This window comes from Aureliella helgolandensis (genome assembly GCF_007752135.1).
GTDB classification, from domain to species: Bacteria; Planctomycetota; Planctomycetia; order Pirellulales; family Pirellulaceae; genus Aureliella; species Aureliella helgolandensis.
The window spans coordinates 298,826-312,932 of record NZ_CP036298.1; the positions used below are offsets into that span (position 1 = coordinate 298,826).

A 14,107-nucleotide genomic window follows, 5' to 3' on the forward strand; every position below is an offset into this window, starting at 1 on the left:
TCCTCTGGGTTGGCGACACACCCAGCCGTTACCCATCCACTCCCTTAGAATTGAAAATCGATCGTGAAGAATAGCGGATCCAACGTAAAAACTGTCCTCCTTCTGCTGAGCCTCTGTCTAGTGTGGGGTGGCGTCGGGTGTACGGAGCCGAAAGCTCCAGCGGTGGCTCAGGTTTTTCAAGGTACGCATCCCATTCAGGTGACGGTTACGGTGGGGATGGTAGCCGATTTGGTGCGAGCCATTGGTGGAGACCATGTTCAGGTCCAGCAACTGATGGGCGCAACGGTTGATCCGCATTTGTACAAGCCGACACGGGATGACACGGCCGCGCTGTTGGGGGCTGATATCATTTTCTACAACGGCTTGATGTTGGAAGGGAAAATGGCGGAGACTCTCAAGAATTTTAGCCACCGGCGGCGCACGGTGCCGGTGGCCGAGGTGCTCGACCTTCATGAGGATGGCCAAGCGGCGGCCGAAGCGCATCCAGATCCGCACGTGTGGATGAATGTTGCCATGTGGAGTCAGGTGGCGCAGGGGATTGGCGATGAGCTAGCGAGGTTTGACCCTCAGCATCAAGCCGATTATCAAACTGCGTCTAAGAAGCTGCGCACGCAGTTGCAGGCCTTGCACCAATATGGGGTTGAGGCCATGCAGGGAGTGCCCGAGGGGCATCGCGTACTGGTTACTTCCCATGATGCATTCCGCTATTTTGGCGAAGCCTACGGGGTTGAAGTGCAAGCGGTGCAAGGGATTAGTACCGAGTCGGAGGCGGGATTGAGCCGCATAAACGAATTGGTGGATATGCTGGTCGCACGCAAGATTACATCGGTGTTTATCGAAAGTAGTGTGCCCAAGGAGAGTATCGAAGCCCTGCTGCGCGGGGCGGCTTCCAGGCAGCATCAGGTCGAGATCGCGGGTAGCCTGTACTCCGATGCCATGGGGCCAGAAGGGACGTATGAGGGGACGTACATCGGGATGATGGATCACAATTTGAGCACGATTGCACGGGCGCTGGGTAGTGCGCAAGTGCCTGACAATGGTTTCCAGGGGTATGCTGCCGATGTCGAATGAGGCCGCTGAGAGCAAGCCAAGTCCGTTGTCTGTACGTGATGTTACCGTGGCCTATCATCGTAAGCCGGTGCTATGGAACGTGACGCTCGACATTCCCAGTGGGAGTCTCGTCGGGTTGGTCGGTCCCAATGGTGCGGGCAAGAGCACTCTGCTCAAAACGATTGTAGATATGGTGCCACGCATCTCGGGTGAGGTCACCGTTTTAGGGCGGCCCTACCGTCGTGCTCGCCAGTCGGTTGCTTATGTGCCGCAGCGAGAGTCGGTGGATTGGGATTTTCCGGCAACCGCGTTAGACGTGGTGTTGATGGGGACCTACGGGCAACTCGGATGGTTTCGCCGCGTTGGCAAAACGCAGCGCGCTGCCGCCGCAGATGCGCTCCGAAAAATGGAGATTGAGCATTTAGCGGATCGCCAGATCAGTCAGCTCTCAGGCGGGCAGCAGCAGCGAACTTTTTTGGCCCGCGCGTTGGTGCAGGAGGCCGAGCTGTATTTGATGGATGAGCCCTTTGCAGCTGTCGACGCGGCCACAGAGCGCGCGATCGTGACGCTCATGCGGCAGTTGCAACAACAGGGAAAGACCATCGTCGTGGTGCATCATGATCTACACACGGTCCCCGAATATTTCGATCATATCGTGCTGCTCAATATGCGATTGGTGGCGTGCGGCCCCACGGCTGAAGTGTTCACCGAAGAGTTTTTGCAAAAGACCTACGGTGGCAAGCTAACGCTGTTGGAAGAGGTTGGCGAAGCGATGCGGTTGCGGGACGGGGGAAGCTAGATGCTCAGCAAACTCCTGGCTGACGTCAACGTGCCACTGGTATTGGCCGACCAAACGAATCGCATCCTGCGAATCATTCTGTTGCAAGATCTCAACACCCGAGTTGTTTTGCTAGGTACCTTCTTGCTGGGTATCGCAGCCGGAGTGCTGGGGGTATATCTGCTGCTCAGACGCAGGGTTTTGATTGGGGATGCGATCAGCCACTCCACGCTGCCTGGCGTTGCGCTGGCCTTCTTGTGGACAACCGGTGCCGACGGGAGTAAGTCGCTGCCCATCTTGTTGTTGGGAGCAGCCATCAGCGGTGCACTGGGAGGTGCGTCGGTATTGTTGCTCCGCAATCTAGCCAATATGCGTGAGGACGCTGCGCTGGGAATTGTGCTCAGCGTTTTCTTTGGGGCTGGGGTAGCACTCGTTTCGGTGGTTCAGCGGGTGGGAGGTAATGTCGCGGGATTGGAAGCCTTCATTTATGGCAAGGCTGCGTCGATGACTCCCGAGGATGTGTGGCTTAGTGGCGGGGCGGCTTTCATTGTTTTGTGCGTCGTGCTGCTGCTAGGCAAAGAGTTGAAGATCCTCTGTTTTGACGCTGAGTTCGCCCGCAGCCAGGGCTGGCCAGTACTGCTGCTAGATAGCCTGTTGATCGGCTTGGTCGTCGCGGTCACCATCGTCGGATTGCAAGCCGTGGGCTTGATCCTGATCATCGCGTTGTTGGTTATTCCGGCTGCCAGCGCTCGCTTCTGGACGCATGATCTCAAGCTGCTGCTATGGCTTGCGGGAAGCATGGGTGGAGTTAGTTGCGCGGCCGGCACGCTGGTGAGCGCCAGTTTTGATCGCATGCCCAGTGGCGCGAGTATCGTTTTGGCGGGTTGCAGTTTATTCCTACTCAGTTTTGTATTTGGGACGCAGCGCGGAGTGCTGTGGCGTGCGACGCGCATGATAGGGATGCGGCGTGAACAGAATTTTCAGCATTTCCTACGGGCCGCCTATGAAGAGCTGGAAACGCAGAATGCGATCCCGCTGGGGGCTGGCGAGTTGAAAACCACCGAACCGGTCATGCTCGAGAAAATTCGTCAACGACGATTCTGGACACTTGCCCGAGTGAGAATCATCGCCAAGCAAATGTCGCGAGCTGGCTTAGTGGTGTTTGGAGGTGGGCATACAGCTAGGCTCACACCACGCGGCATGGTTCGGGCGTTGGCGACCGTCCGCGATCACCGACTGTTGGAACACTACATGATGGATCAGGCAGAAGCTAAGGTCGGGGAGGCGGACCGCGAAGCCGACTACCTGGAGCATGGGCTACTTCCCGAGCATCTCGCGGAGCTCTCCGGTGCACTCGATCCTACCATTGGCGATATTGTGCCACCCAATCCCCACGCGCAAACTGACCGAAACCCAAAGGCTGAGAACGAGTGAACCCACTTCTCCGAGAGGCATATTCCACCGACGCGTTTCGCAAGTCCGCTCATCGCTTGATCGATCAGATCTGCGATCATTTAGCAGCGAGTTTTGCGGGGGAGCACCAACAGGCACTTCCCTGGCAGGCCCCCGAAAATGCTCAGCGTTTCTGGCGAGATTTGGCGCAGCAGAGTCCCACCATCGAGGAGGTTTGCCAGCATATCCTCGATCGCAGCGTGCGCATCAGTGACCCCAAGTACATGGGGCATCAGATTTGCGTTCCAGCGCCCACGGCCATCTTGGCAGGGATGGTTACCGAAGCGTTGAACAATGGTTCGGGGGTGTTTGAAATGGGCATGGCCGGAACGGCCATGGAGAGCCATGTGGTGCAGGTTGTTGCTCGTCGGCTCGGGTGGGATGAGGCCGCGGATGGATATTTGACCAGTGGCGGTACATTGGCGAATTTGACCGCTCTGCTCGCCGCTCGGGCGTGCCGCCGACTGCACTCCGATGCCCTCGATGGTCCCTCGCATTCCACCAGTGCCTCCCCGACGAGCGATTGGGAGCACGGAACGCGACAGCGCTTGGCCGTAATGGTTTCTGAGCAGGCGCATTATTGTGTCGATCGGGCGGCACGCGTCATGGGGTGGGGGGCGGCTGGGATCATCCGTGTTCCAACCAACCCAGCCTTTCAGATGGACACCGAGCAATTGCCGAGACTCTATGCGCAAGCGACGGAGGATGGGTTAACCGTCGTGGCGATAGTCGGAAGTGCTTGTTCGACCTCGACCGGTGCGTACGATGATCTGCAGGCGATCGCGGATTTCGCCGCCGAGCAACGCCTGTGGTTTCATGTCGATGGGGCGCATGGTGCCGCCGTGGCCTTTTCGGATCGGCATCGTGGGATGTTGGCTGGTATCGAGCGCGCTGACAGCGTGGTAATCGACTTCCACAAAATGTTGCTGACTCCAGTGCTCTGCAGTGCACTGGTGTTTCGCTGCGGAGCGGATAGCTACCGGACCTTTGCCACTGAGGCAGAGTACTTGTTTTCGCAGCAAGAGGAAAATGAGAGTGTGGCCGCTGCGGAGAGCTTTAATCTAGCTCGGCGTACTTTTGAATGCACCAAGACGATGATGGCTGCCAAAATCTACAGTTTATTGGCAGTTCATGGTGAGCAATTGCTGGAGGCGAGCGTTGATCACTTGCATGCGTTGGCGAGTCAGTTCGCGGCCGTGATCGAGTCGCGCCGCGAATTTGAGTTGGCGGTGCAACCTCAATCCAACATCGTCTGCTTTCGATACCACGGACGTGGAGAAACGACCGACAAGTCGAGTCGAAGCGTCGAGGCTGCTGTCGCCCTCAGCCAGCGGATGACCCTTGTTCGTCAAGCGCTGACCGAGCAAGGTAAATTCTACATCGTCAAAACTGTATTGCGCGGTGAAGTTTGGCTGCGTTGCACGATTGCCAATCCGTTTACCAGTGCAGACGAGTTTAATGCATTGTTAGATGAAGTCGAACGGTTGACTGAAACTCTTCGGCCATCCCTAACGGAACGCGTTTGACAGGGCTCCCGCTACAGCGGTCGCTGCTCCAGTCGATTCGGTAAAGCTGAACTCAGCCCAGATTGGCAGGTGGTCCGAGATGCGTTCGGTGTCGTCCAGATCGATGCTAAACATTTGTTCCAAGTCGATGGTCCCGGCTCGTCCTGTGAACTCGCGTGTCTTTTGAATGTCAATCAGGATGTTATCGAGCGTTTTGTTTTTTCGAGTGTTCGTGGGAACGTCGACGATTAGAGGGTCGACCGAAGGGATCGTGCCCAGTTTCTGAAAGCGGTCGGGGGCTGCATTGAGGTCGCCCAGCAGAATGATGTCATCCTCGGGGTACTCGTATTGGCGGACGTTGACATAGACATCGGCCAACACGTCTAGCTCCACCGAAATTTCGCTGGGAGAAGTATGCATGTTGATCAAGCGAAAGGTGAACGGATTATTGCTGATCGTTTGAAAGCGTCCGACAAAGGGCTCGCGATACAAATAATCTTGCTCGTCTTGAATCACATAGCTGTATTCCTGTCCGGTTTGGACACGCGTTGTGTCGTAGACGAATACGTATTGTTCGAAGTAGGTGTTTCGTCCAATCTGAGGGCTGATGGTGTACGCATACTTCCCGCCACCTTGGTTAACGTAGGTCAACAGTTGTGGAACGGTGGTTTGATCTTGACTGGTGATCTCTTGCAGGGCGATGACGTCGAATCGTTGAATCACTGAGGCAAGTTTTTCCATGACCCAGGGTTGTCCCAATTTGCTGGGGCCCAGGCGTTGGATGTTGAAGCTGCCGATGAGCAGTCGATTGGCAACCCGGTCGGGGATGGATGCCGGGTAGTGCGTGGTCGAACTGGCCGTACCCCGCGCTCCGGTGACGACGGATTCGAGGGGCAATTGGATGGAATTGGGGTCGCAACCCAAATAGCCACCAAGTCCAACTAGGACGAGTACCATCATGGGGTAGAACGGTAGTGAACGCATCCCAGTCGCCTCCTTGCTACGGGAATTCAAATCAAGGTGTCGCGCACCCTTTAGGTTGTGGTGTCGAGAGCCGTCCTGGCTAGTCGACTCAGGCGAGGATCGGTACTGGTTGTGGCTTGTTGCAGTGCGCTGCGCGACTCTTGGTCGAGCGTGGGCAGTTTTCCTAATGCAGCGGCAGCAGCCTGGCGTGCGGCGGTCTCTGAATGCGTTTGCAGGGTTGTCCGCAGCGTCTGTTGAATGGCAGCCTGTTGAGCGGCATCGCAGGAGTTCGCCCGCCGGGCGAGCAGAGTGCAAGAGTACTCGCTAATTCCAGCATTTTTATGGGAGCAAGCGAGGAGGAGTTCAGGGACGATTTCCTCGGGAATCTGTTGGATCACCTCAAGTGCGTCGCAGGCCCAGCCCCGCAGTTCCATCTCGCTATCATTCAGGCATGCCAACAAATCTAGAGTGCGCAGGCCAGCCTCTTGAGGATCGTTGACTAAGCTGCGAATTTGTTCAATTGCGAGCGGGGAATGGTCAGTCAGTGGCATAGCGCGTCAACTCGGGGACTTCGAAGTGGCTGGCATTCAGGGGATTGGGTATTCCGATGAGGGACATCCCGGAGTTTGCATTCTGGCATCTGGCGAAGGATGGGAGGCCCACCGCTCAACTCAGCTCGCCTTAACTGTAATTACGGGAAAAGGGTGGTTGGTCGCAATGCCAATACAGTATGCCAATACAGTGCTGGGCATGTACCTTCACGGGGCGTGATCGAGCGGTTCTGTCTCCGAGTCTTTTCTACGCAGCCAGGGATTGGGGCGCCCTGGTGGTTGGGAAGCTACGGTAGTGCCGTGAGTTAGCGGCAACCATCTGTCCTTGCTCACCGGACTGTTGAAATAGCAACCCGCTGCGTGAGCGAGGAAGAGTGGTTACCGCTATAGGGTAATTAGGGGGGCTACCTTCGCGCCAGAATTCAAATTGCTATTAAATCAACAGCCCGTCACGCTGGGGTTACTATTTCAACAAGCCGTTCCCGGCGGGTTACTATTTGGACAAGCTGTCGCGCTGCGAGGGATTCTTTGGGGGGCCTCGGGAATGCGAGCGACTCGTGGGGAAAAGCTATTCAAGCATTGCTATGGTTGCAGGTGCAGGCTTGTTGTATGCTCGCGCGACGAAATTGGGAACATCAATAGAACCAAGTTTATTCGGCAGCGAATTCATTCGAGAACGGCTCGATGCCACTGCAACCCCAAGCAGCGTGGTGGATGTTGTGGCTTGCGCGTTGAGCAATGAGAGCGTTTTCATGACGAGCGGTCTTTCAGGACGTCAACCCATCGACAATCGGTGAGTAGAAATCTGGTGTGCAGAGTGGGAATGTGCGAAGTGAGAAACATTCGAATGCCAATTCTTCGATCTAGTTTACTGATCGTGCTGAGCGTCTTCATTGTGGAGCTAGGCGGTGCGGTGGCCAACGCTGAAACGCTTTCAGATCGAAGTGCCATTTCAGTCGATCCGCAGCTACTTAACGACGCTTACGTGGCTAGTGCCTCGCCAGGCGCCAACCTAAATGATGTGGCGATCATTTCCGAAGACCGATTGCTTTGTATCGGTGATCGCGGCCTCATCTTGGGCAGCAAGAATGGTGGCCGCCTGTGGAGCTCGTTAGCCAGTCTCACCACGGCGAATCTGCATGGAGTCGACTTCGATAACCATGAAATCGGCATTATCGTCGGCGGCTGGATCGGGAACTACACCGGTACCAGCAAGGCTGCAGTACTCCGCTCTCTGGATGGAGGGGATACTTGGACAACCGTCCGAGATGTGGAGTTGCCAAGCTTGCGCGGAGTGCGCTTCGAGAATCGTCGAGCGATTGCATGGGGTGATTACAGTCCCAAGTGGAAGACGAGCGTGTTCGAAAGCCTCGATGGGGGATTGTCTTGGCATGGCCTCAGGATGCCCATTGGGCACGCGACGGTTGCCGCGGTGGACAATGTCGGGACGGTGGTTGCGGTGGATCGATTGGGTCGGTCCGCAATGGGAGTGGGGCACGCCGACAGGCTAGACAATATCTCCGATGGAAACCGTCCCTTGCAGTGCCTGACGCATACCGGGCTTGGCTGGTTAGCCGGCGGCTCGGCAGGCGAATTGATCTTCAGCCGCGATGGCAAGCAGTGGCAAGACCTTGCGCTGCCTCTCTCCCCGGCAGCGAAGGCCTGCTGCCGTTGGGCGAGTATTGCCCAGGTCGACGATGAGATCTGGGTCGGTGGTGCCCCCGGCTCGGTACTCCTCTACAGTGCGGATCGGGGCGCGACATGGTCCCTAAAATCTACGGGGCATACTCTGCCCATTGCGAGTCTTCGGTTTCTCGATGCGAGGCGTGGGTGGGCGGTCGGTGCGTTGGGGAGTATTCTGGCGACACGCGATGGTGGAAAGACGTGGTATTCTCAGCGTCAGGCGGCTGGGCGCCTGGGGGTGCTTGCGATTTCAGCCACAGACGCAGATACACCCTGGTTGCCTCTGATTGCAACGAGTTGGGATGACCAAATCGCTTCCGCTTCGTTGGTTCTACAGGCCGGTGAGCCGATCGAGCATGCCAATTTCTTGCCGGGCAGAGCTAGCTGCCTGGAGTCATTAGCACCTCACTTGGGATTGGCGCAACATGCGCATTGGGCCGACCTGCCGGTCTCGAAGGAGTCTGCGACGGAGCGGCTCGCCATCGAGCTGCTCAGCTGGAAACCCGATGTGTTGTTGACTTCGCGAGAGAGCGGCCGAGGGGCGACGAGTCCAACCGCACTGGCGCTCGCTGCGATTGAGTCCGCGGCCCAGTCGGAGAGGCTTTCGGTGGCTCAAGAGCTAGGGCTCAAGTCTTGGCCGGTAAGGAAATTGGTGGAGGTTACTGACGAAGCGACCAGCCAATTTACCGAGCAATCGCAACGCGTGCTGAGAACTCCGGCGCTGTCGATTCAGGACCTGCTGCAAGCATTGCCCCCAGATATCACTCAGGAGCAATCTACGGTGGCCATGCGAAGCGTTTGGACACGGACCCACGCCCCAGCAGCCTTAGTCTCCTTGCTGGGCGCAATTCCGCCATCAGCCGATACGCGGATGGAACTCCCGATCAAAGAGATTGGGAATTATCAGCTGGTCATGGGGCGAGTGCATCGCGACCGAGCAATGATGCGATTGGGAGATAGTGAGGGGCGAATGGCCTCTGATCAGCAATGGGATGAGGCGTTGCGAGTTTTGTTAGCCGGGTTGCCAGATGGTGAAATTGCACCAGCGGCGTACCGTTTAACTGGCATGTTGAATGAGCCGCAGGATTGGCCGCGCCGCCGCCGCGTCCTGGAACGCTTGATCGCCTTGCAGCCGAAGAGCGATGCGGCCGATTGGGCTCGGCTGGAATTGTTGACACGGCTGGGAAGCGAAGAGTTCCGTGCTTGGCAAGCGAGCGCCCTAGTGACTGTGTCCGAAGCCTCTGTGGAGCAATTTGTCACCGATTCTGCCGCACCGGTACCGATTCCGGAATCGCGCCTGGGCGGAGCGGGCGAGCGACTCGATCGACTGGTTGGGGAGCAAGTCAAAGTGGACGATGCTTCGGCAGGTGGCACCGTTTGGGACCGCAGTCCCTTTTCCGACGCCCAGCGTGGGACCTCGGCACAACTGGCAAGTGCCCCCTTCGGATCGGTGGTTCGCGCCTCGGCGACTTCATCACCGGCCCCTTCGGTACCAGTCAATGAATCGTTGGAACCACAAGCTTGGTTCGGTCTGCTGGATAGGGTTCATCGCGAATCACCAGGCTTGCGTAATCGACCCGATCTGGCACTGTTGATTGAACGCATGAAGGATCGCATGCCGTTGACGGCTGCTGCGCAGAAAGCGGCTCTGGGTGGTGAAGCAGCCTTTGGCGAGTCCAGCATGCTTGAGGGCCCGTTGATCGGTTGGCCGCAAGTGGCTCGCCAAGAGCTCCTGTTGCGAAGCAATCAGACCGGTCAGTTGCGTTGGCTCGCTCTCGCTGTTCGCGCCGACCAGCCCCCATTGCTCGACGGCGTGCTATCGGAGTCCTTCTGGAATCAAGTCCCAGCTCTGCAGCTTACCTCAATTGCCAGTGATCCAGCGAGCGAGTCTGAGCAACCAGCGCTCATTCGAATCGCCTACGATAGCGACTACCTCTATGTAGCGGTTCACTGTTTTCGAGAACAGAGTGACGGGAATTCAAGTCGCCTAAAACGCGTTCGAACCTACGACTCTGATTTGAGTGAAACGGACCGAGTTGAATTGCTGTTTGACGTGGACCGAGACTATAGCACGGCAATCGAACTGGCCATTTCCGAAGATGGGCGGACCTGCGATCGCTGTGATGGAGTGGCGGGATTTAACCCTAAATGGCATGTGTTCGCACGGCCAGAAACGCACGAGTGGACCGCTGAAATTGCGATTGAACTCTCCTCATTGACGACCGAAAAGAGTGTGATGGGGCAAGCCTGGGCGCTATCCGTTCGCCGGCACCGTCCGCAGGGGAATTCGCAGAGTTGGTCCCAATTGCAGACGCATCGCAGCCTTTTACAGGCTAGCGGACTGCTGCTCTTTGCGCCACCCTTGTAGGACCGTTCAAGCTCGTGAGATCGGGAAGGAGATCACTCGATCGATGTCGGTAATCCCTTCGGCGACCATCAGCAAGCGATCCAGTCCCAAAGCGCAACCGCTGCAGGCAGGGAATGTGGCTTGCATGGCGTCGATGAGGTAGCTCTGCTCTGGGAGTGCGCGGTGTCCATCATCCAGTCGCTGACGGTTCGTAGTTTGGTTGCGGTGGACTAGTTCGGATGCATCAGTGAGTTCGTTGTATCCGTTGGCCAATTCGATCCCATGTATGAAAAGTTCAAAGCGTTCCGCGGTCCGAGCATCTTGGCTCGAAAGCCGAGCAAGCGCGGATTGGCTAGCCGGGTAGTGCGTGATGATGGTGGGAAGGTTGTGTCCCAATTGAGGCTGAATTACGTCTGAAAAAATGAGGTTGAGCCAGTCGTCTCGATCTTGACTCCAGTCGAGGCCGACGCCCAGGTTTCGGTCGACGGCGCAGCGGGCCAGTTCCGAGATAGGGCACGCCAGGGGATCGAGTTGTGCGTACTGCTGGAAAGCAGCTTGATAGGTTTGTTGATGGGGTGGCGAGACGCCCAGGGCGGCCACCACGAGTTCGCTCAGCAGTTGCACCGCTTGCGTGAGATTGTCGCCAACGCGATACCATTCGACCATGGTAAATTCGGGGTTATGGAAATTGCCACTCTCACCTCCTCGGTAGACGGGACCGATCTGATAGATGGCTGGCATGCCTGCAGCGACCAAGCGTTTCATGCAGAATTCAGGGGAGGTTTGTAAGAACAGGGTGTCATCCGCGAGTTCCGCCAGACCTAAGGCTTTGCCTGGGAGAGCAATGGGCTCAATATGGCGATCGACGACCGTATCATGACACAGGGTCGGCGTGTGAACTTCCAGAATGTCGCGTTGATGGAAGAATTGTCGTAGACGCCAAGTTAATTCACCGCGGCGGCGCAAGACTTCGATAGAAGCCGTTGGTCGCCAGGGTGGATTGATATCTGAAGTCAACAAATTCATGGTGCACAGGTTTCGGCAAGTTCGGGATGGGGAGGAAGCCGCAGACCTAATTCGTGCGACACATACTACAATGGAGAGAGTTGTTCCGCGTTGCACGTACCGTTCGAGGCCGGTTGGTAATGCTTTAGCTTTCGTAATGTTCGGTCAAGCTGTACAAGTTTTCTAATGCGTTGCACAAAAGGTGAAGATAATGATGAGCCTGGGGGCCTTGGCCGCGTTTTGCCGTCGAATGGGGATCGGCCTCAAAGCGGGAGTCGACATTCTACGCTTGCTTGAGAATGAGACCAAGTCTGGCAATGCCCAGCATCAGCGAGTCATGTCGCGTGTGTTGGAGGAAATTCGAAATGGCAACACTTTCTCGAAAGCCATGTTTCAGGAGAAGCAGTATTTCCCACCACTCCTCATTCAGATGGTCAATGCGAGTGAATTGGGGGGGAGGACCGAGGCCATGTTTGCCTACATGGCAGACTACTATGAGCAGCTCAAGCGGACTCGGGCCCTGTTCCTTAGCAAGATCTCCTGGCCTCTTATCCAACTCTTCATGGCGGTGGGTATTATTGGGCTGGTGATCTTGATCCAGGGATTGCTGACGCCCAATACACCGGGGAGTTATGACGCCTCTGGAGTTGGGCTGCGGGGAGTGAATGGGTTTTTTATCTATTGCTTTGTCGTCAGCAGCTTCTTTGGCGCCGTGAGTCTAGTTGGCTACGGAGTGTGGAAAAATTGGTTCAACTGCCACCGCCTCTTGATGCCTCTGATACAGCGCATTCCGGGCATCGGGACGGCGCTAGTAACGCTGGGGTTGTCGCGTTTGAGCATGACCATGTCGATGCTGCTGAACGCCGGGGTTGAAGCGCGTCGTAGCCTGCGCCAAGGATTCCTGTCGACGGGGAATTACTATTTCATTGGTGGTATGGATCTGGCTGTGGCCGAAGTTGGAAAGGGCTCCAGCTTCGGTGAAGCCTTCACCGCGTCTGGCGTCTTGCCACAAGAGTTTGTCGAAGCGGTGCGGATCGGTGAACTTAGTGGCACTGAAACCGAGTCCTTTGATCACCTCGCCGAGCAGTATCGGCAGCGTGCTCAAGCCGCACTGTCGACGATCGCGACGGTCGCAGGGATCGCGATTTGGATGGGCATTATCCTGTTAATGGCATTCATGATTATTCGCATGGCAATGAGCTATATCAATCTGCTCAACGGATTTTTGCCGTAGAAAATGGCGTAGGCAAGTCTCTTTAAACTTGTGAGTTCTGCGACATTGCCGTTGCGTTCGTCCCGGAAATGCCTGTCTTGGAGTGTTGGACCTACGTGGGGGATGGGGCCAATGCGCACAACGCCAACCCACTCTATTCGCACTAGTAATGCAATTGGAAGGTGATCGGGAGATGGTCCGAGCCAGGAGCGTGGGGCAAGACCTGACGATCGGAGATGCTGCACGCGCCTAAGGTTAAGGCATGGTCGATGGGAATGCCCAGTGGTCCTGCCCAACTGGGCCACGAGGGGCAATTTCCGCTTCCAAGCCGTGAATCTTGAAAGCCCAAGGCTATGAGATTTGCAAAGGAACGGGTCCAGGGAGTGGTGTTCAAATCACCGACCACGCAGATAGGAACACGCTGGGACAACGCCCAGTCGCCAAAGGTCGTAAGTTGTCGGTCGCGGTGTTCGACACGACTGACTGGCAGTGGTGAGTAGGTATGCATTCCTATGATTTGCACAGCCGGCTCCCCAGATGCATCTGGATAGGTGGCAACGATGGCAGGACGTTGTTCGTAGCCCCACAGCTCAACCGTAAGCTGGGCACGCGGGTCGCGACTGAACAACGCAATCCCTGATCCATGCCAGCCGGGAAGGGAGCGGTAATTGGAGTAGCGTTCGGCAAGTACAGGCAGTTGCTTGAGGAGACCGGGACGATTCTCGATCAGGATTAGCAGATCCGGATCTTGCTCTCTCAATACTTGGTCGACTTCCGCCAGCGATTGGTTGACGGTCAGCACGTTCCAGGACATCACGCGGAGCGACCGCTGTGGGTGCTGCAGGGACGTCGGGTGCGGAAGGTAGAGCGACCAAGGTTGCACGAGTAAGAGTAGGTAGACGCTGGCCATGGCGTTGATCACCAGCGGGGTTCTGAGGTTTAGGCTGAGTTGCACTGCCATCAGGATTGGTAGTACGCACAGAATATGAAAGGCGAAATGGACCGCTAGTTCGCAGGTTGGCGAGAGTGGGGCAAGCCATACTAGCGGGAGGTATAGGCATACTCCCGCGGTGCCGAAGTTGGACAAACCACGCAGGATTCTTCTGCCATTGCGCGGCCGCAGCGAGCGTTGATCTGCAGGTTCGTGCACGGTTTCAGAGGCGAGTGAATCAGGTTGGGTGGTAGGGGGCAGCGGATTCACGCGGTTCAGGTTCCATCATGGTAAGCCAGCGATTGATCGAGAGTCTCGTGCTTGGAGACCTGATTCTCAATCCTCAAGTCCAGTTCTCAAAGGTTGGTTGAATTCGTTGCACTTTCAATCCCAATCCTAGCATCGCACCCCGAGTCGAATTGCAGGAGCAGCCAATCCAGCCTCGCTTATCGGGTTGTCGATTCAAGAGCGTACTTGGTTTTACCATGAAGGTAGCACTCCCCAATCACCCGGTAGCTGCGAACACACTTCCTTATGCACGCGGCGGGCTGCTATTGCGACAAGCCGTTAAGCCTTAGGGGCGGCAGCGGTGGTGGCTCAAGCCAGGATAGGTCAGCTCCACTGGAAAA

10 protein-coding genes are annotated in these 14,107 nt (G+C 56.5%); 6 read left to right on the plus strand and 4 right to left on the minus strand.

What is annotated here, in order from left to right; translation table 11 throughout:
- Positions 1-63 precede the first annotated feature (63 nt).
- The 4 genes from Q31a_RS01120 to Q31a_RS01135 are packed head-to-tail and all read left to right on the plus strand — an operon-like array spanning position 64 to position 4,806.
- Complete coding sequence (locus tag Q31a_RS01120; RefSeq protein WP_145072747.1) at positions 64-1,071, plus strand: metal ABC transporter solute-binding protein, Zn/Mn family; 1,008 nt, start codon at positions 64-66, stop codon at positions 1,069-1,071.
- On the plus strand, positions 1,052-1,849 hold the full coding sequence (locus tag Q31a_RS01125) for a metal ABC transporter ATP-binding protein (RefSeq protein ID WP_315851641.1): 798 nt from the start codon (positions 1,052-1,054) through the stop codon (positions 1,847-1,849). The genes Q31a_RS01120 and Q31a_RS01125 overlap by 20 nt, the downstream gene beginning before the upstream one ends.
- On the plus strand, positions 1,850-3,262 hold the full coding sequence (locus tag Q31a_RS01130; protein WP_145072752.1) for a metal ABC transporter permease: 1,413 nt from the start codon (positions 1,850-1,852) through the stop codon (positions 3,260-3,262).
- Complete coding sequence (locus Q31a_RS01135) at positions 3,259-4,806, plus strand: pyridoxal phosphate-dependent decarboxylase family protein (protein WP_145072754.1); 1,548 nt, start codon at positions 3,259-3,261, stop codon at positions 4,804-4,806. The genes Q31a_RS01130 and Q31a_RS01135 overlap by 4 nt, the downstream gene beginning before the upstream one ends.
- Here Q31a_RS01135 and Q31a_RS01140 read toward each other — a convergent pair.
- Together Q31a_RS01140 and Q31a_RS01145 are read right to left on the minus strand one after the other, a co-directional pair.
- Complete coding sequence (locus Q31a_RS01140) at positions 4,789-5,769, minus strand: endonuclease/exonuclease/phosphatase family protein (RefSeq protein WP_145072756.1); 981 nt, start codon at positions 5,767-5,769, stop codon at positions 4,789-4,791. The genes Q31a_RS01135 and Q31a_RS01140 overlap by 18 nt on opposite strands.
- A gap of 50 nt (positions 5,770-5,819) precedes the next feature.
- Positions 5,820-6,299: a hypothetical protein gene (locus Q31a_RS01145; protein WP_145072758.1), complete on the minus strand. Its 480-nt coding sequence runs from the start codon at positions 6,297-6,299 to the stop codon at positions 5,820-5,822.
- Between the two features lie 847 nt (positions 6,300-7,146).
- On the opposite strand from Q31a_RS01145, the gene Q31a_RS01150 reads away from it, so the two are divergent.
- The gene (locus Q31a_RS01150) at positions 7,147-10,350 is read left to right on the plus strand and encodes a hypothetical protein (protein WP_145072760.1); all 3,204 of its coding nucleotides are present in this window, start codon (positions 7,147-7,149) and stop codon (positions 10,348-10,350) included.
- Positions 10,351-10,356: 6 nt separating this feature from the next.
- Here Q31a_RS01150 and epmA read toward each other — a convergent pair whose 3' ends face one another.
- Positions 10,357-11,355, minus strand: coding sequence for an EF-P lysine aminoacylase EpmA (epmA, locus tag Q31a_RS01155; protein ID WP_145072762.1), 999 nt, complete (start codon positions 11,353-11,355; stop codon positions 10,357-10,359).
- Between the two features lie 190 nt (positions 11,356-11,545).
- On the opposite strand from epmA, the gene Q31a_RS01160 reads away from it, so the two are divergent.
- Complete coding sequence (locus Q31a_RS01160; protein ID WP_145072765.1) at positions 11,546-12,568, plus strand: type II secretion system F family protein; 1,023 nt, start codon at positions 11,546-11,548, stop codon at positions 12,566-12,568.
- A 142-nt stretch (positions 12,569-12,710) separates the two neighbouring features.
- Here Q31a_RS01160 and Q31a_RS01165 read toward each other — a convergent pair whose 3' ends face one another.
- The gene (locus tag Q31a_RS01165; RefSeq protein WP_145072768.1) at positions 12,711-13,748 is read right to left on the minus strand and encodes an endonuclease/exonuclease/phosphatase family protein; all 1,038 of its coding nucleotides are present in this window, start codon (positions 13,746-13,748) and stop codon (positions 12,711-12,713) included.
- Positions 13,749-14,107 lie beyond the last annotated feature (359 nt).